Origin of the sequence: Methylorubrum suomiense (assembly GCF_022179765.1) — a bacterium.
GTDB classification, from domain to species: Bacteria; Pseudomonadota; Alphaproteobacteria; order Rhizobiales; family Beijerinckiaceae; genus Methylobacterium; species Methylobacterium suomiense.
Genome location: NZ_BPRE01000004.1, coordinates 304,965 through 327,455, shown reverse-complemented (window position 1 = coordinate 327,455; position 22,491 = coordinate 304,965). Strand labels below are relative to the sequence as shown.

General features: G+C 66.1%; 19 protein-coding genes and 2 pseudogenes. 7 read left to right on the top strand and 14 right to left on the bottom strand.

What is annotated here, in order from left to right:
• Positions 1–59 precede the first annotated feature (59 nt).
• Positions 60–725, bottom strand: coding sequence for an 8-oxoguanine DNA glycosylase (locus MFF26_RS08680; RefSeq protein ID WP_012455859.1), 666 nt, complete (start codon positions 723–725; stop codon positions 60–62).
• Positions 726–839: 114 nt separating this feature from the next.
• Here MFF26_RS08680 and MFF26_RS08675 point away from each other — a divergent pair, with 114 nt between their 5' ends.
• Complete coding sequence (locus tag MFF26_RS08675; RefSeq protein ID WP_166060433.1) at positions 840–1,172, top strand: helix-turn-helix domain-containing protein; 333 nt, start codon at positions 840–842, stop codon at positions 1,170–1,172.
• Between the two features lie 376 nt (positions 1,173–1,548).
• Entirely contained in the window at positions 1,549–2,283 is a 735-nt protein-coding gene (locus tag MFF26_RS08670; protein WP_238307890.1) for a type II toxin-antitoxin system PemK/MazF family toxin, read from the top strand.
• Between the two features lie 300 nt (positions 2,284–2,583).
• Here the strand turns inward: MFF26_RS08670 and MFF26_RS08665 are convergent, their stop codons facing one another.
• Positions 2,584–3,330, bottom strand: a complete 747-nt coding sequence (locus MFF26_RS08665; protein ID WP_166060434.1) for a hypothetical protein — start codon at positions 3,328–3,330, stop codon at positions 2,584–2,586.
• 147 nt (positions 3,331–3,477) lie between these two features.
• Positions 3,478–4,011 carry a hypothetical protein gene (locus MFF26_RS08660; RefSeq protein ID WP_238307889.1) on the bottom strand — a complete coding sequence of 178 codons (534 nt, stop codon included), beginning with the start codon at positions 4,009–4,011 and terminating at the stop codon, positions 3,478–3,480.
• Between the two features lie 402 nt (positions 4,012–4,413).
• Between MFF26_RS08660 and MFF26_RS08655 the strand changes: the two genes are divergently transcribed.
• Positions 4,414–4,926, top strand: a complete 513-nt coding sequence (locus tag MFF26_RS08655; RefSeq protein WP_012455863.1) for a hypothetical protein — start codon at positions 4,414–4,416, stop codon at positions 4,924–4,926.
• A 975-nt stretch (positions 4,927–5,901) separates the two neighbouring features.
• Here MFF26_RS08655 and MFF26_RS08650 read toward each other — a convergent pair.
• The 5 genes from MFF26_RS08650 to MFF26_RS08630 are packed head-to-tail and all read right to left on the bottom strand — an operon-like array spanning position 5,902 to position 9,551.
• Entirely contained in the window at positions 5,902–7,182 is a 1,281-nt protein-coding gene (locus tag MFF26_RS08650) for an MFS transporter (protein WP_012455864.1), read from the bottom strand.
• On the bottom strand, positions 7,172–8,239 hold the full coding sequence (arsB, locus tag MFF26_RS08645) for an ACR3 family arsenite efflux transporter (protein ID WP_012455865.1): 1,068 nt from the start codon (positions 8,237–8,239) through the stop codon (positions 7,172–7,174). The genes MFF26_RS08650 and arsB overlap by 11 nt, the downstream gene beginning before the upstream one ends.
• Before the next feature lie 7 nt (positions 8,240–8,246).
• Entirely contained in the window at positions 8,247–8,672 is a 426-nt protein-coding gene (arsC, locus tag MFF26_RS08640) for an arsenate reductase (glutaredoxin) (RefSeq protein ID WP_166060435.1), read from the bottom strand.
• Positions 8,672–9,199: an arsenate reductase ArsC gene (locus MFF26_RS08635; protein WP_166060436.1), complete on the bottom strand. Its 528-nt coding sequence runs from the start codon at positions 9,197–9,199 to the stop codon at positions 8,672–8,674. Before MFF26_RS08635 ends, arsC begins: the two co-directional genes overlap by 1 nt.
• The gene (locus tag MFF26_RS08630) at positions 9,192–9,551 is read right to left on the bottom strand and encodes an ArsR/SmtB family transcription factor (RefSeq protein ID WP_166060437.1); all 360 of its coding nucleotides are present in this window, start codon (positions 9,549–9,551) and stop codon (positions 9,192–9,194) included. Before MFF26_RS08630 ends, MFF26_RS08635 begins: the two co-directional genes overlap by 8 nt.
• Positions 9,552–9,601: 50 nt before the next feature.
• Between MFF26_RS08630 and arsH the strand changes: the two genes are divergently transcribed.
• The 3 genes from arsH to MFF26_RS08615 all read left to right on the top strand — a co-directional run bounded on the left by arsH (position 9,602) and on the right by MFF26_RS08615 (position 12,694).
• On the top strand, positions 9,602–10,348 hold the full coding sequence (gene arsH, locus MFF26_RS08625) for an arsenical resistance protein ArsH (RefSeq protein WP_166060438.1): 747 nt from the start codon (positions 9,602–9,604) through the stop codon (positions 10,346–10,348).
• A 262-nt stretch (positions 10,349–10,610) separates the two neighbouring features.
• On the top strand, positions 10,611–11,951 hold the full coding sequence (locus tag MFF26_RS08620; RefSeq protein ID WP_003596795.1) for an anti-phage deoxyguanosine triphosphatase: 1,341 nt from the start codon (positions 10,611–10,613) through the stop codon (positions 11,949–11,951).
• Positions 11,952–12,256: 305 nt separating this feature from the next.
• Positions 12,257–12,694 carry an EamA family transporter gene (locus tag MFF26_RS08615; protein WP_003596796.1) on the top strand — a complete coding sequence of 146 codons (438 nt, stop codon included), beginning with the start codon at positions 12,257–12,259 and terminating at the stop codon, positions 12,692–12,694.
• A gap of 167 nt (positions 12,695–12,861) precedes the next feature.
• On the opposite strand, the gene MFF26_RS08610 is transcribed toward MFF26_RS08615, so the two are convergent.
• Positions 12,862–15,450, bottom strand: a complete 2,589-nt coding sequence (locus tag MFF26_RS08610; protein WP_003596798.1) for a recombinase family protein — start codon at positions 15,448–15,450, stop codon at positions 12,862–12,864.
• A gap of 1,706 nt (positions 15,451–17,156) precedes the next feature.
• Here MFF26_RS08610 and MFF26_RS26460 point away from each other — a divergent pair.
• Complete coding sequence (locus tag MFF26_RS26460; RefSeq protein ID WP_255538462.1) at positions 17,157–17,291, top strand: hypothetical protein; 135 nt, start codon at positions 17,157–17,159, stop codon at positions 17,289–17,291.
• 90 nt (positions 17,292–17,381) lie between these two features.
• Here the strand turns inward: MFF26_RS26460 and MFF26_RS08605 are convergent, their stop codons facing one another.
• From MFF26_RS08605 to MFF26_RS08590, 5 genes and pseudogenes are all read right to left on the bottom strand, one after another.
• Positions 17,382–17,630 carry a hypothetical protein gene (locus MFF26_RS08605; RefSeq protein WP_003596801.1) on the bottom strand — a complete coding sequence of 83 codons (249 nt, stop codon included), beginning with the start codon at positions 17,628–17,630 and terminating at the stop codon, positions 17,382–17,384.
• 66 nt (positions 17,631–17,696) lie between these two features.
• Positions 17,697–18,780: pseudogene (locus MFF26_RS08600) on the bottom strand (IS630 family transposase).
• A gap of 411 nt (positions 18,781–19,191) precedes the next feature.
• Positions 19,192–19,323 (bottom strand): hypothetical protein, encoded by a 132-nt coding sequence (locus tag MFF26_RS26455; RefSeq protein ID WP_283207397.1) that lies wholly within the window; start codon positions 19,321–19,323, stop codon positions 19,192–19,194.
• 1,475 nt (positions 19,324–20,798) lie between these two features.
• Positions 20,799–21,278 (bottom strand): annotated as a pseudogene (locus tag MFF26_RS08595) (hypothetical protein); the annotation flags it as partial.
• 220 nt (positions 21,279–21,498) lie between these two features.
• Positions 21,499–22,428, bottom strand: coding sequence for a 3'-5' exonuclease (locus MFF26_RS08590; protein ID WP_238307888.1), 930 nt, complete (start codon positions 22,426–22,428; stop codon positions 21,499–21,501).
• Between the last annotated feature and the right edge of the window lie 63 nt (positions 22,429–22,491).

Genomic DNA, 22,491 nt, shown 5'->3' with positions numbered 1-22,491 from the left:
CGCTTGCCCGGCCACTGGTGAAGGAGACCTGATTTCTTATCGGCCTCCGCCGTCGCCGGTCAAACCGGTCCCCGGCCGATGTTGCGCATCGCCCGCCACATGACGGCATCGACCAGCGACGGCTTCGCGTCCAGGGCCACGCAGAACTGCAGGAAGCGCCGTTCGAGCGCCTCGTAGTCCCGCGGGAGGCGGATCGGCCGCTCGAACAGGCCGATCAGGAGGCCTGCACGGATGATGTGAATGTCGAGGATGGCGACCTCGTCCGAGCCCAGCCAGTTCCGGGTGACCCACGAGGCGGTCTTCGGACCGACGCCGGGCAGGCGCATCAGGTGGCGTCGGAAGGCCAGGGCGTCGCTCGACGGCGGCGGATCGGTCTCGATCAGCGTCAGCGCGTCGGCGAGCCTGCCCGCCCTCTGCTTCGGGAAGCGGTAGCGCACCGACCTTTCGCCGATGCGGACCGGCCTGCGCAGGAGGGCCTCGATCTCATCGGCCCCAGGACGACGGCCAGGCTCGAAGATCCCATCCGCGGCCAGCGCGCGATGGACCGCGTGGTTGACCTCGGCCGTGATGCCGTAGCCCCCGAGCAGACAGAAGCCGATCTCGTGGGCCAGGCTGACCTCCCGCCCCACGAACCCGTCGACCGGCTCGCTGGCCCGACCGACCATGAAAGCCCAGAACGCGGCACTCGGCACCCATTCCGGGCGCCCCCACCGCACCCCCGGCATCAATTCGGCCTCCGGGTCCGCGGGAATCGTCGCGACCGACCGCGGCCTCCCGGACGTCTGAGCCTGCATCCTGCGTGCCTTGATTATTCGTTTCCATTCGATTTTATTGACTTCATGAGCGGAAGCAAGCGGGCGGCTGACGGCGGGGATGCGCATGCGCTGGCGATTGCCCTCGGTCGCGCGCGTCGAGAGCGCGGGCTTACGCAGGCTGCCCTTGCCAAGATCCTCGGCGCGAGCCAGGCGACCGTATCGAAGCTGTTGGCTGGGCAACATAAGCCTAGACCCGGGCTGCATCTCGCCGCGGTTCGGTTCATCGGTGCGCACCCGTCGGAGGATCCCGCGGCTTCCTCGGACCTGACGCGGCGCGTGGAGGCGGCTGCAGGTCAGTCGGTCGCGTTCCGAGCGCTCCTGGAGGCCGCGGTGGGGCTCTTGAATGAAAACGAATAGCCGCTCCGAGCGGTGCGGCAAGGTCGGGGACCGTCGTTCTCGGCGCCGGATGGAACGTGCCCCGGGACCAGGCCGAGGCGGCGCGCCCGGGCGGCGGGACCCGGCGCCTCGATGACGAGCGCGGGTGCCGCCCCCCCGGGCCGGGTCGCTCAAACCAAGGCACCCACGGCGGGCAGGCCCCGACAAGATCGCGGCGCCCGGGCGCCGGCGGCGCTCGGCCCCTTCGGCGTGGGATGACAATGGTCCGGCGTGCGGATACGGCGTCGGCCGAGGTGTTTGCCGACTTCGAACGGATCAGCTCGCCCTCGGCCTGCCCGACGCGACGTCGCCCGGGCTACGCCATCGCCTTCCCATCGGCAGGAGCATTTGTCTCGGGGTGCCCCACGCCTTTCGCATGTTCAAGGCCATGACGGATCTCGGCTTCGCCCAGGGCGAGGCGCTCGCCGTCGGCGGATTGATGGAGATTTCCCGGCATCCCGATACCCGCTTCAACGGCGAGGCTTGCCTCGACCGGCTGTGCGAGGGAGGCTTCGCCGAAGAGACCGCCGAGGCGGTGGCCAGCGCGTTGCGCCACTGCTTCCTGTCGGAAAAGGCCACCGCGCAGTACGAGCGGACCAAGCTGAAGACGGCGCTGGTTCGCGGCGGCATCGCCGCCGCGAAGGCGGACGCGTTCCTGACGACGCTGGAAGGTTCGGTCGTCACGCGCCGCACGGCCGAGGTCAGGCGGCCGGTTCCGCACGCTCCGAGCCCCGGCCGGGTCGTGATGTGCGATTTCACCTACCTCGTGAAGCCGGAGATGCAGAAGGAACGGCGGGCGATCGTCGTGTCCTCGCGCTCGGCCGGCGCCGCCGGGCGCTGCACGGTGGTGCCGGTGAGCAAGAGCCCGCCCCGGGAGAACAACACCCATCATTTCCGGTTCGAGCCGGGCACGTATCCCTTCTTCCACCAGACCGACCCGGTTTGGGCCGTCTGCGACCACATCTACACCGTTTCCTTGGTCCGGCTGTGGCAGGTCAACGTGAACCGCCGCCCGGCGCTGCCGTCCATCTCGCCCGCCGAGCTCGCCGGCATCCGAGCGCTCCTCGGAACCGTGCTAGGCCTCGATCATTGACCCGGCGAGGCGGATATGCGATATCCCTCTCACTTGCTGGAGGCGGGTCACACCGTCTTTTCAGCTGACCGAAGATGCTCGCCATCCGAGGTCGGGGTTTGCCCGCGGGTATTCCCCTCAAACGAAAGCCCCGCTCAGGCGGGGCTTTTTCGTTGGTGGTATGCGCTTCGAACGCACAACGACCGCCGTACACCCAAGCTGCGCTCCCTCCTGGCACACGTCACGGCCCGAGAGGCGAGAGCTTAAGCTTGGCGAGGGCCGGCCCTGCATCCGGGCGTCGGCGCCATCGGCCGACGTGGGCTAGGGCCGATCCGAGGCGGCACCCTGGCAGAACCGAACGAGGTCTGCAGGATCGACATCGTCGGACACGGCCCAGAACCAATCCAACAACTCGGGCAGCCACTGGCGGCCGATGCAGCAGCGCGTGCGTCCGGGCCGACTCAGGTCGAGGCGCGACAGGGTGCCGGCCATGACCAAGCGCCGCTCTCGATGGACCAGGACGTGAAGTTCGGCACCGCTGCACGCGATCCGAACTCGGGTCTCCGGCGTGCCGACGACGAGGGCGATCTCATCGCCGCGCATCGAGTCCTTCGCTCCAAGGGAAGCGGTGCACTCGGCGAGGAACCGAACGAGCTTCGGGCCCGTGAGGCGGGCTTGGCGCGCCGGGAACCGTGCGATGAAGGGTGAGCGCTCGGAATGCGACCGGCGCGGCGGTCCGAAGTTCCGCGGCGAGGTCTCGCCGGCGAACGCGCACCATGGCGCAGCCACTGCCTCCAGCACGGACAACCACTCTCCAACGAGGCAGTACCCGGTCGGCGGCGCCCCATCCCTCGCGGTCAAGGAGGCAACGAGCGTTCCCCGCACGATCAGGCGAAAGGCCCGCGCGCCCGCGGCGGTGACCAGGCCGCGGATGACCATGCCGGGAGCGATCTCGTGCTCGCTCATGGTTCCGTCGGCGGCCCGGCTGCGCGGCGGCGTCACGACCGAGAGCAGGGCGACGAGAGACAGGACGTGCAGGCGACGCGCGTCGCCGAACGAGGTGGTCATGTGCGCTCCGAATTCATGTTTGCGGTGGATGGTCGAACGGGCGGTAGGCCGCGGGCTTGCCGGGTCTCGATCTCCGCCAGCGCCCAGCCTTCTTGCGCGGGGAGCCGATGTGCGCGGCGATGGATTGGCCTTGCCATGGGCGGGCGATCAGACCCGACCCGGCCCGGCGGGATCGGACCTGCCTTTGCTGCGGGGCCTCTTCGCCGACGGGCTGTAATGCGTCCCGTCGAAGTCGACCCAACCGGCCTTGCGAAGCCGCCGCATCGCGGCCAGAAGGGAATTGTCGCGCGCCTCGGTCCGCTCGCCCCCGTCCCAGTCCCTCAGCTGTCCGAGCAGCTCCCGGGATGTCAGGGGCTTGCCTGCGCGCTTGACGAGGTCGTACGCAGCGGCGCTCACCCCCTTGAGCGGGCGGGGGGACCTCTTGGGCCGAGGACCGGCTTGCGGTGCCGCGACCTCCTTGGCGCCGGGCGGCACCTGCTGCGCAGGCTCCGGGGGTGGAGGCGGCGTGACAGCCTCGGCACCGCGCCCGATGGGCGCCAAAGCCAGCCAGTTCGCCAAGGCAGGGGGCACGGCCGCCGTTCCGGACAGGAAGGCGTCGATGACGACGCGCTTGAGCACGGGCTCCGCGTGGAGCCGCCAGTATTCCTCCGCCCGCTCCGCCGCCCAATCCGAGTCGCCCATGGTGCCGTACCTCCGTTGCGCCACACTAACCTCCGACGGTTACACGTCCACATGGATATCTAAGCGGGGTTCGAGGCGACGCGATTTATCCACAGGGAGTTTCGCGTCACGGCGGAGGGATGGCCACAGCGAATTGCAGAGATCCTGGTGGACGTGGGTCGGCCGCCGCCGAGGAGCAGGCGACAACATACCCGACCGCTTCCGCGCTCGGCGACGGAACCGTCGCCCAGGTCGCGGACCAAGTCGCCGCCTGGGCGGCGGCGTTGAAGGGGCAAGGCGCCTTTCCAGCCGGACCTCGTCCTGGCCGGGGCGACCCGACGAAGCTTCCGACGCGGCGTTGCCTTGACCGCTCCGTAGCGAGCTGAATCCATTGGCTCACCGTACGCAGTCCCATGGTCCGCGATGTTCCGCCCGTCCTCGATCTTCTTCGCAAACCGCAAGGTGCACGCCCTGCGCGCGCAACTCGCCAATGTCCGGCAGCCTATCGCCGAGGCGACCGCTCGACAGGTCGTCGCGCTGGCGTGGGGGTGGCAGTCCTGGAGCGAGTTGCTTTCGGCGCTTGAGACGCCCGGCACGCCCACGCCGCTCGACGAGGAACTCGTCGGCCCGGATGCCCGGGCCGGGGCCATGGGCCTCCTCAACACGCGTATCGTGGGACAGCGCAGCAAGAGTTCCAGCTGCGCTCTCCAGACCGTCGTCGGCCTGCCGCCGCCGGTTTGCCTATCGCTGAGCGCCTTCCTGCGCCTGACCGGACGTCATCCCGTCGGCACTTGGCTGACACCTGAAGCATACCGTGAATTGTATGAGGCGTCCGTCGCGCCGAGGCCGGATTGGGCCCTGGATCTCCTGGACCATCAGCGACGGTCGCGGGAGGCGCCGCAGCGGTTTCCGCTTCCGCCGGATCGACCACGCTGATCGAAGGGCTCCGACGTGCCGGTCACGTCGCCCGGGGCGGGCCAGCGGTTTCGGGCGGAACGGTCACGACTTGGATCGAGTGGTCGAGCCATCGCCAGCCCCCCCGCGAGCCGCGGATCGTGGCAAGCTGCCGAGATGGCCGGCCGGTCTGCCGGGTTCCGCTCGCGACCGACCGTACGGGCGTGGCTCATGCGCTGCTATACCCATATCGACGCCTCGCTGGCTTGAGACCTGCGCATGCGTCGTCGGCGAGGACGACGGCATCATCAGCGAAGCCAATATCGCGCGTGCGCGGCGGCGTCGCTGGGTGGCCTCGGCCTGTCGCTGATCGGCTGCGGACAGGAGACGGGCGCTGGCGGGCCGGCCGTGCGGGCGGATGACCGAAGTCGCGGTGTTCCACGTCGTGTGCATGGACGTGCGTCGCGCCCGCGGGGCGATGGCCCATGAGGGCGCACGGGATCACACGGATGCTGCGCACTGGCTGGTTTCGGTAAGCGCTCGGCCGCGGTGCTCCGATTGCTGCGGTTAGCAGACTTGAACACCAATCTAGCGACAAGGCGGCGGCAGCCATGCATCACACGAAACTGCCGAGATGCCGTTCTTCGTTTCGGTTTCCGGGCCCGGGCGTAGGAGGCCAGTTATCTACTGCAGGATCCTGAGGACACATAAACACCCAACATCAAAAAAACGCGCATGTACAGATAGATATCGCAGAGAGCAGACATTTGGGCGACCGGTCTCCGCTGGCTCCCAAGCGGAGGCTCGGGAGCCAGCGGAGACCGTTCGCCCAATTGCGAGATGTCTGCCAAAAATTATTCAAAGATCAATGACATCGGGCGATTTGCGAGGACTTGCGGTCGCCAGAGGCCGACGTGGACGGATCATTGCCGCCAGGAGTGTGGTGCCGAACCGGCCACCTCATTTGGTCAACCCGGCATTCCGGTGCCGAGCACCATTATTCTGCACTGAAGCAACCTAGAGCGAAGAAGGGGGGCCGTTTCGAAGGCGGCCCTTCGGCTTGGCTGCTGAAGCGAAGCACCTGTTCTTCGAGCCCGCCTCGGCCTCGCCGGGGATGCCGACCGCTTCCGGTCGTGTGCCCCACAAGGCGCCTGCCAAACCGACGTTCGCGAGCGCGAGCACCGCCAGAAGGGCATAGGCCAAATCGGGGCCGCCGTAGGTGAGGACCGTGGCCCCCAGCGACGGAGCAAGAGCCTGGGCGATCAGGCTCGGCCGGGCGAGCCGCCCCGCCAGAACCGGGTAGCGTTCCGACCCGAACAGGGCGAGCGGCACCGTGCCTCTCGCGATCGAGTAGATCCCGTTGCCGGCACCGTAGAGCACCAAGGCGATGCCGACCGCAGGAATGCCCACTGCCAGGATTGCCAGCCCGAGCGCCACGAGGGCCATGGCCACGTTTAGCGTCCAGAGCGGGTGGTGCCGCCCCTTATTGGCCATCTCGATAACGCGGGCTCCGACCTGGGACGGCCCGATCAGGGCGCCGTAGGATACGGCGGCGGCAAAGGCCACGCCGCGTGCCTGCAGCAAGGTAATCAGGTGGACCGAGATCAACGTCATCACGGTGCCGCCGAAAACCAACACGCCGGCCATCAGCGCGAAGGCGCGCCGTTCCCGCGAGGTGAGCGGCGCTTCGCCAAGGTGTTTTACGTCCCCGCCGTTAGCCAAGGCAGGCGCCTCAGGGATCAGACCGAGCACCAGGGGAAGCGTGACGAAGAGGTGCAGCCCGGCATAGGCAAGACATGTCGAGCGCCAGCCGACCTGCTCGACGAGAAGGGCCGAGAGCGGCCAGCAGACGGTGCTGGCGAACCCACCCCATAGGGTCAGGGTGGTGATGGCCGGGCGCGCCTCGTCGCCGTAGAGCCGGCCGAGGGTGGCGAAGGCCGGGTCGTAGAGGCCGCAGCCCATCCCGAGCCCAATGACCAGCCAGCCGGACAGGAACACCGGAAGGTTCGGTGCCAGTCCGATCACCAAGTGGCCACCCGCTAGCAGCAAGGCCGCCGATACAAGGACCGGCCGACCCCCGTGCCGGTGGATGGCGATTCCGACCCGGGGCGAGGCGATTGCCGCCACCAGCAGGCCGATGGACAGCCCCCCGACCACCCATGCGAGCGGCCAACCCGTGTCGGCGGCGATGGGCCCCGCCAGCACCGCCGGCAAGTAGAAGGACGAGCCCCAGGCGAGGATCTCCACCACGCCCAGGGCCGAGATGACGACGAGGCGGTTGTGGACCTCAGACCTCACGGGAGGCAGGCTTCAGCGCCGCTGCCTTGCCGGCCGCGCCACGCTCGTACCAGCCCTGCGAGCGGTTCACGATCCATACGACGGAAAGCATGACTGGGACCTCGATGAGGACGCCGACCACGGTGGCCAGCGCCGCGCCCGAGTTGAAGCCGAACAGGCTGATCGCGGCCGCCACCGCGAGCTCGAAGAAGTTCGAGGCGCCAATCAGTGCCGAGGGCCCGGCCACGCAGTGCTGCTCCCCGGCGACCCGGTTCAGGAGGTAGGCCAGCCCCGAGTTCAGGTAAACCTGGATGAGGATGGGGACCGCGAGCAGCCCGATGACCGCGGGCTGGGCCAGGATCTGCTCGCCCTGGAAGCCGAACAGCAGCACCAGGGTCGCCAGAAGTGCGGCGAGCGAGGTGGGCCCGAGCCTGGCGAGCAGCCGGTCGAGGGCGGCCCGCCCGCCGGAGGCCAGGAGGCCACGGCGGATCACTTGCGCGACGACGACCGGGATGACGATGTAGAGCGCCACCGACAACACCAGCGTCCCCCAAGGCACGGTGATGGCCGAGAGCCCGAGAAGCAGGCCAACGATGGGGGCGAAGGCCACCACCATGATGGTGTCGTTGAGCGCCACCTGGCTCAGGGTGAAGTACGGCTCGCCTCGGGTCAGGTTCGACCAGACGAACACCATGGCGGTGCAGGGGGCCGCCGCCAGGATGATGAGCCCGGCGATGTAGCTGTCGACCTGGTCGGCCGGCAGGTAGGGCCGGAACAGGGTGCCGATGAACAGCCAGCCGAGCGCGGCCATCGAGAAGGGCTTCACCGCCCAGTTGATGAACAGCGTCACGCCGATGCCGCGCCAGTGCCGCCCGACGTGGCGCAGCGAGGCGAAGTCGATCTTGAGCAGCATGGGGATGACCATGAGCCAGATCAGGACGGCGACCGGCAGGTTCACCTTGGCGACCTCGGCCGCGCCGACGGCGTGGAAGAAGCCCGGCATGACGTGGCCGAGCGCGATGCCGGCCACGATGCAGAGGGCGACCCAGAGGGTCAGGTAGCGTTCGAAGGTGCTCATGGTGTCCTCAAGCGGTGGCGACGCGGCGGCCGCGCTCGTCGACGACGCGCTCGCCGTCCTCCTTCACGAACTCCCCCTGCTGGTCCGGCAGGAGGTCGAGCACCGCCTCCGACGGCCGGCACAGGCGCACGCCCATCGGGCTCACCACCAACGGACGGTTCAGCAGGACCGGGTGCGCCTCGACCGCGTCGAGGAGCTGCTCGTCGGTCAGCGCCGTGTCGCCGAGGCCGAGCTCGGCGTAGGGCGTGCCCTTCTCGCGCAGGGCGTCCCGGACCGAGAGGCCCGCGCGGGCGAGCAGTTGCTTGAGGAGCGCCCGGCTCGGCGGCGACTTCAGGTACTCGACGACGTGCGGCTCGATGCCGGCATTGCGGATCATCGCCAGCGTGTTGCGGGACGTGCCGCAGGCGGGGTTGTGGTAGATGACGACGTCCATCACGCGACCTCCGGGCGGGCCGAGGTCGCGCCGGCCATCTGGCCGATCTCGCGGACCTTCGACGACAGGGCGACCTGGTCGAGGCTGCCGAGCGGCAGGGCGACGAAGGCCGCGATCCGATTTTTGAGGTAGCGCTGGGCAGTGACGAAGGCGCGCTTGCGCTCCATCTCGGAGCCTTCCGCCGCTGCGGGGTCCTCGATGCCCCAGTGGGCCGTCACCGGCTGGCCCAGCCAGTACGGGCACGTCTCGCCGGCGGCGTTGTCACAGACGGTGAAGACGAAATCCATGACGGGGACTTCGGGACCGGCGAACTCGTCCCACGACTTCGAGCGCAGGCCCTCGGTCGGGTAGTCGCTTTCCCGCAGGACCTGCAGCGCCAGCGGGTGCGGCTCGTCCTTCGGTTGGCTGCCGGCGGAGAAGGCGCGGAAGCGCCCGCCGCCCTCCTTTTTGAGCATGGCCTCGGCCAGAATCGAGCGGGCCGAGTTGCCGGTGCAGAGGAACAGGACGTTGTAGACTGGCTCAGGCATGGAGGGTGTCCCCGGTGGTGCAGTCGCAGGCGGCGAGCGCGGCGACGGCCGGGGCGCACACCTCGGGGTGGCCCTGGCAGCAGTCACGCATGAGGAACTGGACGAGGTCGGACAGGCCGGCGTAGGCGGCGCTGTAGATGACCGACTTGCCCTCGCGCCGGGAGGTGATCAGCCCGGCGTGCGAGAGCTCCTTCAGGTGGAAGGACAGGTTGTTGCCGGCGACGTTCACCGTCTCGGCGAGGACGCCCGCGGCGAGGCCGTTCGGACCGGCGGTGACCAGGGCGCGCACGACCCGGAGCCTATGCTCCTGGCCGAGGGCGGCGAAGGCGGCGAGGGCTTGCCGTTCGTCCATCGAATGACCTACATATCAACTATCGTTGAAACGTAGAGGAGTTAAACGCCTTGAACAAGCCCCAGCAGCCGTTCGCCGACGGGGTGCCGAACCTCTCCGAGGCGCATTTCGAGGTGCCGACCGAGGAACGGATGGCGGCGCCGACGCCGCTCGACCATGCGCCTCGGTTCCTCGTCCTCTACGGGTCGCTCCGGGAGCGTTCGTTCAGCCGCTTCCTGGCCTTCGAGGCGGCACGGCTGCTGGAGGCGATGGGCGGGGAGGTCCGCATATTCCACGCGGACGGGCTACCGCTGCCCGACGACGCGCCCGTCGAACATCCGAAGGTGCAGGAACTCCGGCAGCTCTCGATCTGGTCGGAGGGGCAGGTCTGGGTCAGCCCGGAGCGGCACGGCAACATGACCGGGGTGATGAAGGCCCAGGTCGACTGGCTGCCGCTGAGCGAGGGCTCGGTGCGCCCGACGCAGGGGCGGACGCTTGCGGTGATGCAGGTCTCGGGCGGATCGCAGAGTTTCAATGCGGTCAACAGCATGCGGGTGCTGGGGCGCTGGATGCGGATGATCACCATCCCGAACCAGTCGTCGGTGCCGATGGCCTACAAGGAGTTCGACGATGCCGGCCGCATGAGGCCAGGGCCGCTCTACGACCGGGTAGTGGACGTCTGCGAGGAGCTGATGAAGTTCACTCTCCTGACGCGTGGACGGGCCGACTACCTCGTCGACCGCTACTCCGAGCGTAAGGAGCGCGAGCCCGAGCGCTTCAAGGGCGTCGCCGCCGACATCGGGTTCGTGAAGCGGTAGACGGACCGTTCCCCCGTGGAGCGAGCCTCGGTCCCGGCCTGCGGATTGCGCTGTCAGCCTCCCTTACGGGCGTAGCGGCCCTTGTCCCGCGGCTCGAAACACCGACGGTGGAAGACCCGCACATCCAACTGCCGAGGCTCCTAAGAGGACGGAGGCGCCGTGTGCAAGGAACCGCGGCGGCATCGACGCTTTCCGTTGGTATTCAGCGCAGCCGAGAGGTACCGGCTGCCTGGATCGAGTTTAGCCGCGAAAGTGATTGCATATGGATTGGTACGACCGCCGCGAACCATGGCAGGCCCAGGCCGACGACGCCCGCGATGGGGCCGCCACCGATTACAGCCGGGTCATCCACTCCGCGTCGTTCCGGCGTTTGCAGGGCAAGACGCAAATCCTGAACCTCGGCGACAGCGACTTCTACCGGACGAGGCTCACCCATTCGCTTGAGGTCGCGCAGATCGCCGGCGGGATCGCGCGGCGGTTCGAGAAGGTTTATGCCGACCATTCCGCCCGGCAATACATCCCGGACCTCAGCATGATCCAGGCCGTGGGCATGACCCACGACCTCGGCCACCCCCCGTTCGGCCACGGCGGCGAGGTCGCCCTGAATTTCTGCATGCGCGGTGCCGGCGGTTTCGAGGGCAACGGCCAGACCCTGCGCATCCTGTCCAGGCTGGAAAAGTTCTCCAAGGCCGCCGGCGCGAACCTGATGCGGCGCACCCTGCTCGGGGTTCTGAAGTATCCCGTGCCCTTCAGCCTCGCGATGAACGCGGACATCCGCCCCGCCCTCCACGTCGGCCCGGAGTCGATCCGGATCATCGACCGCGAGGCCTCCAAGCCGCCCAAGTGCTACCTGGATTGCGAGCAAGACGTCGTCGACTGGATCCTCGCCCCACTCAGCGAAAAGGACCGCAACGCCTTCACCGAGGCCCGCGATCAAGAGGGCAAGCACCGCAAGCCCCTCCACAAGTCGTTCGATTGCAGCATCATGGACGTCGCCGACGACATCGGCTTCGGCATCCATGACCTGGAGGATGCCCTCGCCCTTGGCCTGGTAACGCAGGTGGATTTCGAAGCGCACGTGACCGAGGAGAAGAGCTCAAGTTTCCTCAACAGTCTCAAGGAGAAATACCCGGAGGAGTTCGGCAACAACGTCTATGAGGGATTCCTTGATCGGCTGTTCGGTGCCGGCGATACCCGGAAGAGGTGCATCGGCCGGATGGTCCATCACCTGATCACGAACTGCGTGATCGAGACCAGGGAGGAGTTCGACGAGCCCCTCGTTCGATATCGGGCTGCCATCGAAGCCGGAGCGAACACCTTCCTGGAAGCGCTGAAGGAACTGGTCCGGGAGGTCGTCATTCGCAGCCCGGGGGTCCAGCACCTCGAATTCAAGGGTCAGGGTATGGTCGTCGCGGTGTTCGAGGCCCTCGCCTCGGAGCCGAAGTCGTTCCTGCCGCGGTCGACCTACGAGGCGTACGAAAAGGCGCCTGACGGTCGGCGCGTAATCTGCGACCACGTGGCCGGCATGACCGACGCCTTCCTCATGCGCACTTACGAGCGCTTGTTCAGCCCGAGGATGGGTTCCGTGTTCGACCGCCTCTGACCGACCCGCCGCCCGGTTTAAGCGAGCAACCCGTGATTCCTTCCTGCTCCCGGCCCACGTCAACCCCAGATGCGTGAGGGCCTCACCGATGCCGAAGGGGCGGGCAGACCGGGACGACCTCCCTTCCGGCGCCGGCGGAATGCTGAGGCGGCAGCCTCGCCCCGCTCCATCTTGCCGGGGCGCGGCAGCGCTACGGCGCCGTGGATCATCGGCATCCGCATAAGACCGTCGAACAGCGTTGCATGTTGCTCGGTTCGGCGGCTGCTCGTCACGACCCCTTTCGTTTCCGACTTTCGGAGATGCCCATGAAAGCCGTGCTGGCCTCCTGGCAGTTCTGGGCGTTGTTCTCGGCGGCATTTGCCGCGCTGACGGCGATCTTTGCCAAGATCGGGATAGAGAACATCAACTCGGACTTCGCCACCTTCATCCGTACGGTGGTGATCCTGTGCGTCCTCGGCGCGCTTTTGGCCGGCACGGGCCAATGGCAACCACTCGATTCAGTTTCGGGACGAACATACCTGTTTCTTGTCCTATCGGGGCTCGCCACCGGTGGATCGTGGCTCTGTTACTTCCGCGCCCTGAAGCTCGGGGATGCCGCCCGCGTGGCGCCCATCGACAAGTTGAGCGTCGTCCTGGTGGCGGTCTTCGCGACCATCTTCCTCGGAGAACGCCTGACCGTCCCCAACTGGTTGGGCGTCGGTCTGATAGCGGCCGGCACGATCCTGGTCGCCTACAGGAGCTGAAGGCTGGCCGCGTGCCCTTTCGCCCGGAGGCGTACGCAGGATAGCGCCCGGGACGCCGCGACCAGCACGGGCGTTGGCCGATCGCCATCGAGCACTCTCTGCATTCGTTCCTGCGCCCAACGTCCAGACCCTTGACGCTCGCCGTCCAAGAACACGGCTGGCGGCGCCTAGGCCGCGTCCCTCTTCCGCCCGGCAGGCGACTTGCGTCGGCGCGCTCGATGGACGGCCGGGGCCACGCCGCCGTTCCTGGCGTAGCGCGAGCGCCTGGGTGACGGGCCCTGCCACTGCGCCGAACCCCGGAGCATATTGGCCAAGCGCCCGACATCCAAGTCATCGAGAAGCTCAGGGAAGCGCAGCGCCCATAGCTCCAGCAACCGGTCCCAACTTCCGCTGCGGACCAGCCGGCGCACGGAATTCGTGAGGTTCCGTTCGTCACCGAACCGCTCCGGCATCCTGCGCCATGAGAGGCCGGTCCGCAGCGCCAGGATCACCGCCTCCAGAAGCAGCCGGCCGGGAATGCCCGGGGTGCCCTTGAACGAGATCTCGATGGACGAATGCAACAGCGGCTTCGAGGCCAGCCATTGCTCGTCGGTGAGCGCATCCTGGCCATTCAGGGCGTGGAAGCGTGCGGCCGGCCCCCTGCGCTTGCGCCAATCATCACCGCCAACCTTCCAGCGCGCCCGCGCGGCCTCGACCGGACCGAGGTCCAGTCCGGCCACGAAGGAAGGGTCCGCCTCGCGAAGGAGGTCAATCAGGATCTGGTCCCCTGCGGCATAGACGAACCGCGAGAGTGCACGCCGCATCTCCAGCGCGTCGCCGAACGCCGCCGACAGCAAAGGCAGGCCCGTCCGGAGCCGGAGCAGGAGGGCGTCGACCAGAGCCCGCGTCGGGATGTGGCGCGAGTCATTCCTGTGGCCCGTGACGTCCGGGAGGTGCTTGGCGACGAGGGCCCAACGCGCGTCGTCGATCCGATAACCTCCGGTTGCCATAAGCCGCTGGGCGTCTTCGCGAAGGCGGACATGGCGTCCCATCGGCTGCTCGACATCGACATGGATCACGTCCAAGCTAACACCGGGCGAGCCGCAGCTCCCGTCCTCCTGTAGGAACGCCAAGAAGTCCAGGTGGATGGCCAGGCCCAAGGTCCCCGCCGGCCGGCCATCCCGTATGACCACCACCCGCTGGACGAGGCGGGCAAGGGCGGCGGAGACCTTCGCCTCCGCCTCCGTCAAGGCCCTGAATGGCACCCGCTCGATAAGGTGATCCAACGTGGCGGAAAGTGTTCGAAGCCTCTCACCGGCTTCGTCCACCTCGGGCAGTTCGGCGAGGCCCGCCGAACGGGCCTGAAGGTCTGCGAGCTCCCCCGTCAGCCGGCTCCTCTCCTCGGACAACAGGTCGGATGGATAGGTCGATTCAAGCTCCTTGACGAGCGCCCGGCGAAGCTGTTCGCGGGTGACCGCAATCTTACGCGCAACATCCGCACGGGCGGCGCGGCGGGCGGCGGAGGCCTCACGTAGCGAGCGGTCGACGGCAGCCGCGAAATCCTCCTCGCCGACGAAGGACCGCAGCTTGCCGCAAACGGCGGTGAGGACGGCGCGCTCCACGGTCTCGTGCATAACGGAGTGACGCCTCGCCGGGCAGCAGCCCCCGTCCGACCAGACGTTGCAGGTTAGCTGTCGACCACCCAAGGTGAACCGCTGGCCTTCGACCCCGGCGCAGTCGCACGTCGCCTTTCCGGCCAAGAAGTGGCTGTGCTCGAACTTCTGCTTCCCCCGGGGGCGTCGCTTCTCGTTGACAGCGAAAAACAGATCGTCTGGCACAATTCGAAGGTGATCGAAGTAGTTGCGCGTCATCTCGCTCGGATGCCGACGCTGGACGGTGACCTTCCCCGATTTGCGGTCGAACGTATTCAAGGTAAATGGATAGTACCATCTACCCGTATAGGCCAACTGGCCCAAAACGTTCGCAACGGTCGATTTCGTCCATCTGCAATCCTTCGTCGGTCCTGCAACCCCGCGTTCCTTCATGATCCGGCCGATGCTTCGGTAGGAAATTCCCGCGGCTGCCATTTCAAAGATTGAAAATATGGTCTTCTCTTCCTCGGGGTGACGCACGAGGAAGCCCCTTTCTTCGCCGTACCGATATCCGAAGAACGCACCGGAATGGGCGCCGCCCTGGGCAGCGTGCTGGAACCTGCCCATGCCCATGATCAGGGTGCGACGGTCCCGATCCGCCTCGGCCTTGAGTGCCGCTTCGATGACCTCCTTCTTGTTCAGTGCCTTGAAGTCGCCGGCGCTATGAAATTCCACGCCAAGCTCATTCAATTCCTCGCATACTTCGACCGCATCGTAAGTTTCGCGGGACCACCGGTCAAAGTCCTCAACCATGATGACTTTTATCTTGCCAGACCGACAGTCTTCGAGCAAACGCTGCAGGCTTTCACGATCACGCATTGATCGGGCACTTCGAGCAGGGTCGTCATACAGCACGTAAATCGCGTAACCAAGCTTCCTCATGTAAGCGGTTACAACCTTGACCTGACGCTCGATGCTCATCTCCTTCTGCTTATTAGACGAGTAGCGAGCGTAGAGGCCCACGGGCACAAGCTTGTCCGGTGGGCCGAAGCCGTCACGGCGTTCGACATCCAGGTTCCGTCGAAGGGCCAACCGGTCCAGAGGGCACAATGCCGTCGTATCGACCACCTGCCGCAGATCCACGGCGCCAGGCATCAGGTCGGTCGTCCGTTCACCGTGGGCCATCGCAACGCCGCTCCATGCGAAGAGAAGGGAGAATTGCTTGCCTGAGGACGCGATAGCCGGGACGTGCGCGGGTTCGCTTTACGTCCATCTCGGTGCGCCGGATGGCTTTCCTTTGACTCCGCCCGAGACCGTCACGTTCTCCTCGACGCACCTGGCCGGGTCGCAAGCGGTCATCCTTCCAGGCATCCCGGTAGCGACCGGCGTTCGAATCCATGCCGCGCGACGCCACGTACGCTTCGGCTCGCTCCCGCCGACAAGCGACTTCGGGCGCTTGGCCGTGATTTTCGTCTCTCCCGTCCACGGGGCCGGGTCTCCGCTGCACCATCGCGACGTGAATTTCGCATCCTGGCCGGAGCATTTCGCGTCACGGCGACATCTAATTCCAGGTCGCCCGCGTACAAGTCCCGACCGGCAACTTTCCTATTCTGTCCGCGCGCGACCAGCCTTTGGGCGTCCGACCGTTCGGCGGCCATCCCCACCAAGCCCTCGAACAATGCGTCTAAGACCGTGAGCGGCCGTCCTGAACTGGACGATTCGCCCCGAAACCTCTGGATGCCGAACGACATCGTTCGCTCCCCCTGTTCCATTGAAATTACCCCTGGATCGCGCATGGCGGCTGGCGTACGAGAAACGCGCGTCGGCCGCCCCTTCTGGGACGGCCGCGCCGCATCGACGAAACGTGGGTGAAGTCTCTAATTATACCGCAGGTATATACAACTGCAATACCGGAGGCCGATCCGGAACTCGTCGCCATGTGCGGCGACCGACGGGACGAAAGGGCATCGCGGCCGCACGCGGTGCCGAAGGTAGCCTGTCCAGTTGCAAGAGACCGTTTCCGTTCTCAATGAACCTCAAAGGTCGATGCGGAAGCGGTATGGCGCGTTACGACGCCGCGGAACCGCCACCTGACTTGCGATATCCGCGAGCGCCACCTCCGACCTTGTCGTCCCAGTCCCCGTTGCGAATGCTCCGTCGGTACGGGCAGGTGTCCAGGGCGTCGGCTTCGGTCCGTACCAAGCAGCCCGTGAAGGGCATTCACGACGTTTGCCGGGCGGCTAGGCTCGGAGCAATCGGCCTGCTCCTGAGGAGCAAAAGCACAGCCGCTGACCGAGATGACGTGGGAACCGATGGCCCCCAGGGCCATCCCGGAGAGCACTGACCCTATGCCTGTCGTCGGTGCTGCCGGGCCGTTGCCGAATTCCCCTTACCGAAGTTCCCGCAATCCACAGGTCGACACGACCATCCTGGTCCGGCGCGGCGAGGGTGATGGTCAAGCAGGCGGATCGGCGGTAGAATATACTGGCGATATAAATACGACGCTGGTGCCGCCAAGTGCCGATAGGGTTTGGCTGCCCCTGCGCCAGTGGTCGGACGGTATCGCGACGTCGAAGTCCCCCGGGCGGTAGGCTGCCCCGCCCTGCAGATCAACCGCACCGACCGCGAGCACATGGCCGCGACCGGTGTCAGACGATTTACGACTCCGGTTCCCCAGACACGAAGCGCACTCTAGCAACGGGAGTGAGACGATGAGGCACGCGAGTCCGCGCGACGTTGAGCAGGATAAGGCTCCGTCAAGCTCAACCGGAAGGGCCACACGCCGGCGCCTTCCGCCGACCAGGGAACGGTTGGGCAGGCTGAGGGCGGTATCAGATCGCGTCGTCGAATCCACCGAATACGATGAGGAGACCCAAGGAGCCTTCGTCGAGGTGATGGGTCCCGAACTGCTCGACGTCGCGTTCGACGAACTCGGGGACCTCGCCTTGGTCCGAGGCGAGCTATCGGACAGCTTGCGGCTGCATGTTTCGGCCCTGCAGCGTCTCGACGAGGAGGACCTTTGGTGACGCAGGGCCGAAGCTGCGCCAATCCTTCCTGAGGTCCAGGTGAGTTTAGCCCGCCGGCGCTCTCGGGAGGCGCCGGACACTTCGCCAACCCTACCCGGCGCGCGTCCGCTTGCCCAGCGCGCCGTCCCAGCCTGGGAGGCGCGCATAGGCGTCCTTGCCAACCCTCTGGAAGTATCGCTCGTATTCGACGCTGATCTCGATCTTCTTGCGCGGCATCCCCTCGGATAGCGCTTCCTTGACCAAGCGGCCGCCCTTCAGCGTCGTCATTCGCAGCCGAACCATGATGTCCGCAACCGACATGCTGCCTTGCGCAGGCAGGATCTCGTAGGCTTCGTGCATCACGCGATCCCAGAACTCCTCAGAACGCACGTGGTCCAAGCGCCGGCTAATACCAATCGGCATGGTTCATAACCGATAGGCCCATTCGCGCAGTCCGAGCGACATGATCATCCAAGGCTGTGCGACGAGCTTGTTCCAAGCCTCGCAGCATTGATCGAGGATGTCCTCGTAGGAGTCGAAGATCCGGTCGCCGAGCCAGTTCTCGCGCAGGAACTGCCAGACATTCTCGACCGGGTTGAGTTCGGGCGCATGAGACGGCAGCGTCAGCAAGGTGAAGTTGTCGGGGACGACGAGGTCGGCGGCGACGTGCCAGCCGGCGCCGTCGAGGATTTGGACGGCGTGCGCGCCTGGATCGACGGCGCGGCTGATTTCGGCCAGATGCGCGTTCATGGCCGGTGTGGCGCAGCGGGGCAGGACGAGACCGGCGTCCTTGCCCTTCTCGGGACAGGATCGCCCCGAAGATGTAGGCGGACGCCGTGCGCTGATCCTTGGGCGCCGTGGGCCGGCTGCCCTTGCGCGCCCACCGGCGCGGGACCGTGTTCTTCTGACCGACGCGGGCTCTCATCCTGAGGCTCTCGAAGGACGTCCTGCCACCAGAGTTCGAGCGGCGTGTCGACTGGCAGTTGGGCGCGGATCGCGCTCACGCGGGCGGGGAGGTTTTTTTAAACGCCGTCAGCGCCGCCGGGTCCTGCTGATGATGGCGCGGACGGGCCGACAGCTTGGCATAGCCCATCCGCTTCACCTCCCGTCCGACACTGCTCTCGTCGAGGCTGACGCCGAAGCGCGCGAACAGCCAAGCCGCCAAGTCCTTCAGCCGCCAGCGCACCACGCCGTCCCGTTGCAGGTCCGGCCCTTCCTCGATGGCAACCGCGAGCGCCTGCCGCTGGGCCGCGTCGAGCTTGAACCGCGGGCCGGGCTTCTTGCGCTCGATCAGGCCGTCCGGCCCGGCCGCGTTGAAGGCCAGCACCCAGTCGCGCACCGTCTGCAGGCCGACCGCGCCGATCCGCGAGGCCTGCGTCCGGCTCCCACCCTCGTAGATCGCGGCCAGCGCGAGAAGCCGCCGGCTCTGACCGGCATCGCGGCTCTTCCGCGCCAGACGTCGCAGGGTATCCGCATCGAAATCCTCGCGCAGATCCACGGCCTTCGACATGGCAAACCTCCTAGCTTGCCACATCGAATCACATCCGCCGCTTCCGCGTAAACCCGCGAGTCCTCACCCGTACCGATTGGTATTATGGGTACGCTGATTGTGCAGCAGAGATGCGGGACAATTTAAGCGCAGCAATTCCTGGTTGCCTCGCTCGTCGCCGGCTTTGCGCCGAAAACGGCCGTTTGCGGATCATTTTGGAACGAGACTTCGACTTTTCCGTCCCGTCGAGCGTTACGTGCCTGTAGGAAATGCGCACCCGCCGCCGCTCGCTGTTCACATCGTCTTCGGCGGCGGTCGTTGAACCTGCCAAGGTCGCCACACGAAATCGATCCCCGTAATTGCGGAGTTTATTCCATGACACGTACGTCTAAATTCAGAGCCTCACTCATCGCTGGCTTTGCTGCGCTCGCACTAGGCTTTGGCTTGGCAACAATCCCCGAACCGGCAGCCGCCCAAGGCCATGGCTACGGTCATTCCCGCGGTCATGGTGGCGGCTACGGCGGTCACGGTGGCGGCGGTCGGCACGGCTATGGCGGCGGACATCGCAGATCGTACAGTGGGCACGGCGGCGGTCGGCGACATGGCTATTCCGGTGGGCACGGACGCTCGGGTGGCGGCGGTCATCACAGGGGTGGTGGCCACTAGGGACACAAACTAGAAGCTTGATCCCGCAAAGATTGTCTTGAGCCCAAGCATTAGGCGAGGTTGGCGGGACTCAGTCATCGGATGACGGCAAATAGTTCGTTACTCAGAATAATTCTCCGACGTAACGAAATCCGATCCGGAAGCAAAGCACAGCCATGTTTTTTCTTCCAAATCCGAGCACAGGAGAATGATGTCGTGATGAAAAAGTCAGCAAGAGCAATGATCGCTGCGGCCTTTGCCGTATCTCCAACAGCAGTCTTCGCTCAGCATATCGATGTCAATCCGGGCGGGGTTCGGGTGGAAGGCGATAGCCACGGACGACGCGTTGTCGAAGAGCGTAGCGAGGGCGGCCATCATGAACCTCGCAGAGAGCACCACGAAGAGCGTCGAGAGGGACACCATGGCGATGCCCCGCGGGAACGTCACTGACGCCTTGAGATAAAAAGAGCTGTGAATAAGCGACGGGTGGCCATTACAGGTCGCCCCTCGTCTACATTTCAACGATATTGTCTAGGCCGACTAGCACAGATCAATTCAGTTGCTTCTGAAGCTGACGTACAAACAAGGGGAATTTACAGCTTAGCTGTGGCTATAAAATATATTTTTATTACTGTATAACTCTTCACCTTATTTGCTTTCTTCGAAGTCATGTGATGGAACGCTCCTGCCAAGCGCGCGGGCGAGGTGGGATGAAAACACCATTCAGCAGAGCCTGCCAGATCGCACCCGTGCGTTCAGGCGTTGGGCAAGGCAGAGGGCCTTGACCCGCTCAAACGAGTCTTCGGGAAGGGACGCGCAACGCAAAGGAGAAATAGTTATGGCTCGTCTTGGTAGGGTGAAGACGGCACTGAGTGACGGTCACGCTCGTCGGCAGCCTCGTGGCCATTCCGAGTGCGGCCCAGGCTCAAGGCCATCATGGCGGCCATGGCGGAGGACATGGGTTTTATGGCGGCCATGGCGGAGGCCACAGGTACTATGGCGGCCACGGTCGCACTTATGGGTATGGTGGTTTTGGCTATGGGCGCCGCTACTATAGCGGTCGCGGCTACCGCAGAGGACACGGACATTACGGCCATAGGCGGGGTTACTACGGGGTCCCCGTTGCAGCTGGATTGATCGGTGGCTTGGCGCTCGGTGGGCTCGTGGCGCACAGCCCATACTACGGCCACTACGGTTGTGGTTACGCTCCGAGCTTTGATTACCACTACGGTTACTGAGCACGGTCGAGTGTGCCTGCTATACTATTATTTGTCGTCGGGGCCGGATGCTCAACGGTAGATCCGGTTTCGGCTCAGTCTAATATCGATTTTGCGATCTAGTTGTGTCATCATCTGCGAGGCGACTTCTCATAGTCTTCATTTGTTCGTCGTCAGTGTCGCCCGGCTGAGCTCGACCGCAATGCTCAAGGCTTCGGTTGTCTGAAGCTGGGTTTGCGCGGTGATCACGTCTGAGCGAGCAGCGACACCGGCAGCGTACTGGTTCTGAGTGATCACGAGGCTGCTGTCGCCGTTCCCGTCCAGGACCAGCATCACGCCGAGGTCCCTGGCGCTCGCGGCACGGTCGAACAGGATCATCTGCCGTGCCTTCGGGCTCGCTTCCCCGGTCTCGGGCGCGCGCAGGTTGTCGACGACGGCCCGCAGCGAAAGGTCGATGATCTCGACGTTGCGCACGATGTCGCGCTCGATGACCTGCATGAGGTTCCTGGAGGTCTGCTCGGCCTTGTCCTAGGCATCGCGACGAAGATCGAGGAGCATCGATGCCGACACGATCAGCATGCTGATAGGTGCCAGGACCCCGAGCGCCACCCAAGCGCGGCTATGTTCAAGTGGTCGCGAGAGGCGCGGCAGGGTCATCGGCTGTTTCCCCTGGGCTTGCTGGCCGTTGCCCGATCGTTCGCACGCCAGCCATTACGGTCGATTTACCCCGATGGCTTTCGACGCCTTCGACTCACGCATGGCTAACGCCCGGTTTTATCGCGCACTCACGCCGGACCGGCGGATCCGGGCGCGGGACCTGCGTCCCGCCGCCCGCTCATGGCGCATCCCGAGGATTGGCTACCCCGCGACCCGGCCCTCAGGCCCCGAGCGAGCTCCGTCGCGCTCCGTGACAGGCGTCCGGACCAGCCACCACCGCACCCGACCCGGTCGTTCGACCCACATGCATCGGCGCGCGCGATCCAGTCCGTCGCCATTCCCGCGCGAAGGCTGCCAAGTGCGGACGGGCCGGCCCCTCCGCATCAAGGTAGCGCAGGAATCCCTCCACGGCTGCATCGTGGCCCGCGGCATCCGTCCTACCCGTCAGATGCGCCCAGCGCATGAAGATGACGTAGAGGTTCGCCACGTCGGTCTCGCAGTAGTCCCGCACCCGACTAAGTTCGTCGCGCGCGACCAATTCGGCGACGCAGGACCCGTGCTCGCCCATCTTGCCCGGTGCGCCGACCGCCGCCGCAGCCTCCTCCAGGGTGAGACGCGAGGCCGCCCCGAAGGATGAGATCGCATCCATGAGGTCGAGGTGCCAGTCCTGGGCGTAGCGCTGCCCGTAATTGGCCCAGCGCGTTCCGCGAAGAAACCATGCGGGGGCCGCGAGACCGTGCATCAACGAGCGGGCGAGGACCACCGGCATGTCGAACGCCCTGCCGTTCCAGGTGACGAGCCTGTACCGTCCACCCTCGAAGAGCCTCCAGAAGGCGCGCAGCAGACGTGCCTCGTCCCATCCCGGTTCGCCGCCGCTGCGACAGGACCGCAACTCGTAGGTCTCGACGCCCGTGCCCGCGTCGCGACCGACCCCCGCCTCGATCACCGAGATGGCGACGACCTGATGCCACATGGCCTTTGGAAACCGGTCGGCCGGCCAATCCGCGGGCGTCAGGGTCGGGTCCGGAACGGTCTCGATGTCCAGCATCATCAACGTGTCCGGGCTGCCCTCGTCGAAGTCGCGGCGGCGCAAGGGATGTCGCATGGTGTCGGGGCGCGCCTCCGCCCCGGGTGTGGCGGCGTCGAACAACGTCCGTTCCGCGAGCGGGCGACGGGCGGGTGAGCGCGACGCGGACGGGTCCCGGCATGCAAT

Bases quoted from the DNA above. Each gene is read 5' to 3' on its own strand.
- arsB (WP_012455865.1), bottom strand. From the start codon at position 8,239: ATGAGCACCTTCGAACGCTACCTGACCCTCTGGGTCGCCCTCTGCATC.
- MFF26_RS08655 (WP_012455863.1), top strand. From the start codon at position 4,414: ATGTTCCGCCCGTCCTCGATCTTCTTCGCAAACCGCAAGGTGCACGCC.
- MFF26_RS08660 (WP_238307889.1), bottom strand. From the start codon at position 4,011: ATGGGCGACTCGGATTGGGCGGCGGAGCGGGCGGAGGAATACTGGCGG.
- MFF26_RS08635 (WP_166060436.1), bottom strand. From the start codon at position 9,199: ATGCCTGAGCCAGTCTACAACGTCCTGTTCCTCTGCACCGGCAACTCG.
- arsC (WP_166060435.1), bottom strand. From the start codon at position 8,672: ATGGACGTCGTCATCTACCACAACCCCGCCTGCGGCACGTCCCGCAAC.
- MFF26_RS08665 (WP_166060434.1), bottom strand. From the start codon at position 3,330: ATGACCACCTCGTTCGGCGACGCGCGTCGCCTGCACGTCCTGTCTCTC.
- MFF26_RS08610 (WP_003596798.1), bottom strand. From the start codon at position 15,450: ATGGCCCACGGTGAACGGACGACCGACCTGATGCCTGGCGCCGTGGAT.
- MFF26_RS08680 (WP_012455859.1), bottom strand. From the start codon at position 725: ATGCCGGGGGTGCGGTGGGGGCGCCCGGAATGGGTGCCGAGTGCCGCG.
- MFF26_RS08620 (WP_003596795.1), top strand. From the start codon at position 10,611: ATGGATTGGTACGACCGCCGCGAACCATGGCAGGCCCAGGCCGACGAC.
- MFF26_RS26455 (WP_283207397.1), bottom strand. From the start codon at position 19,323: ATGTCCGCCGCCATAGCCGTGCCGACCGCCGCCACCGTGACCGCCGTA.
- MFF26_RS08675 (WP_166060433.1), top strand. From the start codon at position 840: ATGAGCGGAAGCAAGCGGGCGGCTGACGGCGGGGATGCGCATGCGCTG.
- MFF26_RS08605 (WP_003596801.1), bottom strand. From the start codon at position 17,630: ATGCACGAAGCCTACGAGATCCTGCCTGCGCAAGGCAGCATGTCGGTT.
- MFF26_RS08630 (WP_166060437.1), bottom strand. From the start codon at position 9,551: ATGGACGAACGGCAAGCCCTCGCCGCCTTCGCCGCCCTCGGCCAGGAG.
- MFF26_RS08615 (WP_003596796.1), top strand. From the start codon at position 12,257: ATGAAAGCCGTGCTGGCCTCCTGGCAGTTCTGGGCGTTGTTCTCGGCG.